This is a genomic window from Nakamurella sp. (genome assembly GCF_048594475.1).
In the GTDB taxonomy this organism is placed as follows: Bacteria; Actinomycetota; Actinomycetes; order Mycobacteriales; family Nakamurellaceae; genus Nakamurella.
In genome coordinates this window covers 1-2,510 of sequence record NZ_JBMDXT010000190.1, presented here as the reverse complement: position 1 = coordinate 2,510, position 2,510 = coordinate 1, and the positions used below count along the sequence as shown (strand labels likewise).

Sequence of the window (2,510 nt, the reverse complement as noted above, 5' to 3'; positions counted from 1 at the left end):
CGCCCGCCGACCCACCGGCGCTCGGCATCGGCGGAGACGGGCCCAAGTCGGTCGCCCTGGCCGGTGTGCTGGCCGACGTCTACCTGCTCAGCGCCGCCCGCACCGACGCCGAGATCGCCACGGCGTACGCGATCGCCACGGCCGCCCGGCAGCGACAGGCTCCGGACGCACCGGCCCTGCCGATGGTCTGCGCCCCGCTCACGGCGACCGGCCCGGGCGCGCGGCAGCGGGTCGACGCGGAGATCCCGTTCTGGGGCAAGGAGCCCGACCCCGGCATCGGGTCCGCCGGCGACGCGGAGCAGGTGGCGGCCGACTTCCGCCGCCTCGCGGGTCTGGGCGTGACCACCATCGCGGTGCAGCCGACCCGGGACGAGCCCGATCTGCTCGGTCTGGTCGAGTTCCTCGGCCGGGGGGTGAAGCCCATCCTGGCGGCCGGCTGAGCCCGGCCGCCGACGAGCGAGGGGACCTCGGACGGCGGCGGACGCGACTCAGGTGATGTCGACGGTGATGGTGTGCCAGCCGGTCGCCCCGTCCGGCGCCGGCGCGGCGAGATCGGCGGTCTGCGTCGACCCGTCGACGTTGGTCGCCCGGACGGCGACCTGGTGGCTGCCCGGCGTAGCGTCCCAGCGGTAGCGCCACTGCCGCCAGGTGTCGGGTCCGGTGACCTCGGCCAGCTCTGCCTCCCGCCAGTCGCCGTCGATGCCGACCTCGACCTTGGCGATGCCGGTGTGCTGGTCCCAGGCCACCCCGGCCACGACCACCGAGCCGGCCGCGGCGGAGCGCTTGCGGGGCACGTCGATCCGCGACCCGGTCTTGATCGGACCCTGGGCCGACCAGCCGAGCGGGGTCCAGTAGCCCTGGTCGGCGGCGAACGTGGTCACCTTGAGCTCGCGCACCCACTTGGTGGCCGAGACGTAGCCGTACAGGCCGGGGACGACCATCCGGACCGGGTAGCCGTGCTCGATCGGCAGCGCCTCCCCGTTCATCCCAACCGCCAGCAGGGCCAGTCGGTCCGGGTCGGTCAACGCGGACAGCGGGGTGCCGGCCGTCCAGCCGTCCTCGCTGGTCGACAAGACCATGTCGGCCCCGGACTGCGGTCCGGCCTCGGCCAGCAGCTGCCGGATCGGCAGACCCAGCCAGACGGCGTTGCCGATCAGGTCGCCGCCGACCTCGTTGGAGACGCAGGTCAACGTGGCCACGTGCTCGACCAGGGGCTTGGCGATCAGGTCGGCGAAGCTCATGGTGACCTCCCGGTCCACCATGCCGGTGATGGTCAGCGACCAGTCGTCGGCGTTGAGGATCGGTACCTGCAGAGCGGTGTCGATGCGGTAGAAGTCGTTGTTCGGGGTGACGTACGGCGACAGGCCCTCGGCACCGAAGTCGACCCCCTCGGGGATCGGGTCGCGGCGGGCGGGGGTCGGCAGCCGGAAGCGAGAGCGTGCTTCCTCGACGGCCCCGGCGGTGGCCACGAGCATCCGGCCGGCCACCGCGCCGACGGCTGCGGCACCTGCGACGACGCCGGTCCAGAGCAGGAACGTGCGGCGGGCCATCCGGGCGGCGTCCGGGTCCGGGCCGGCGGCGGCATGGGACCAGCGCTCCCGACGCAGCATCAGGGCACGGAGCAGCAGGTAGCCGGCCAGCAGGCCACCCACGGTGGGCACGATGGCGCGGAGCGAGGACTGGCCGCTGGTGAGCACGGCGACCAACCCGATCGCGGCGACGCCGGCGAACACCAGCCCGCCGCCGTACGGTCGGCGCTGCTCGAGCCGGCCGGCGAGACCGCAGAGGGCCAGCACGCCCAGCACGATGATCACCAGGAGGATCGGCTTGTCGGCCGTGCCGAGCGTCTCCTTGCCCCAGTTCACCAGACCCGCCGGCAGCAGGTCGATGATCATGGAGCCCACGGCCGGCACCGGGGCGCCGCCCGGCGCGAGGGCCCAGGCGAGCAGGTCGGCGGCGGCCATGCCGGCCAGACCGCCGACCACCCCGCACACCTCGGCCCACCGGCCGGTCGGGAAGGCCCGCGGCCCGGGACCGGCGGCGGGGGGTGATTCGGCGCGGGGCGCCGTCTGCGTCATGCGCCCATCCTGCGTCGCGCCGGACGGTTCCACAACGGCTGCGGATCCGCGGACCGGACGCGGCGGCAGCCCGACCGATGAGTGCGCGGCCCGGACGGAGTCGTCCCCTCCGACAGGCAGGGCACCCCCGCCCCGCGTACGGTGCGAGCGACCCGCTCACCCGTGCGGCCGCAGCAGAGAGGGACCAGCGCCATGGCAGACCCCGGACCGCTCGACATCCGGTTCACCGCCCGACTCGGCAAGGTGCGACCGGACGACACGTGGACCTGCGTCCAGCTGCCGGACTCGGCGGATCTTCGGCACCCGCGGTCTGGTCAAGGTCGCGGGCACCGTCGACGGCGTGCCGTTCACCGGTGCCTTCATGGCTCTGGGCGACGGCACCCACAAGCTGCCCGTGGCCGCCGCGATCCGGAAGGCGGTGGCCAAGAGCGA

The 2,510-nt window shown here is 74.4% G+C and carries 1 protein-coding gene and 2 pseudogenes; 2 read left to right on the top strand and 1 reads right to left on the bottom strand.

Annotated elements, in window-relative coordinates:
* A pseudogene (locus ACOJUF_RS09120) lies at positions 1-440 on the top strand (LLM class flavin-dependent oxidoreductase); the annotation flags it as partial.
* 48 nt (positions 441-488) lie between these two features.
* On the opposite strand, the gene ACOJUF_RS09115 reads toward ACOJUF_RS09120, so the two are convergent.
* Entirely contained in the window at positions 489-2,078 is a 1,590-nt protein-coding gene (locus tag ACOJUF_RS09115; protein ID WP_420121544.1) for a molybdopterin-dependent oxidoreductase, read from the bottom strand.
* A gap of 192 nt (positions 2,079-2,270) precedes the next feature.
* Here ACOJUF_RS09115 and ACOJUF_RS09110 point away from each other — a divergent pair.
* Positions 2,271-2,510 (top strand): annotated as a pseudogene (locus tag ACOJUF_RS09110) (DUF1905 domain-containing protein); the annotation flags it as partial.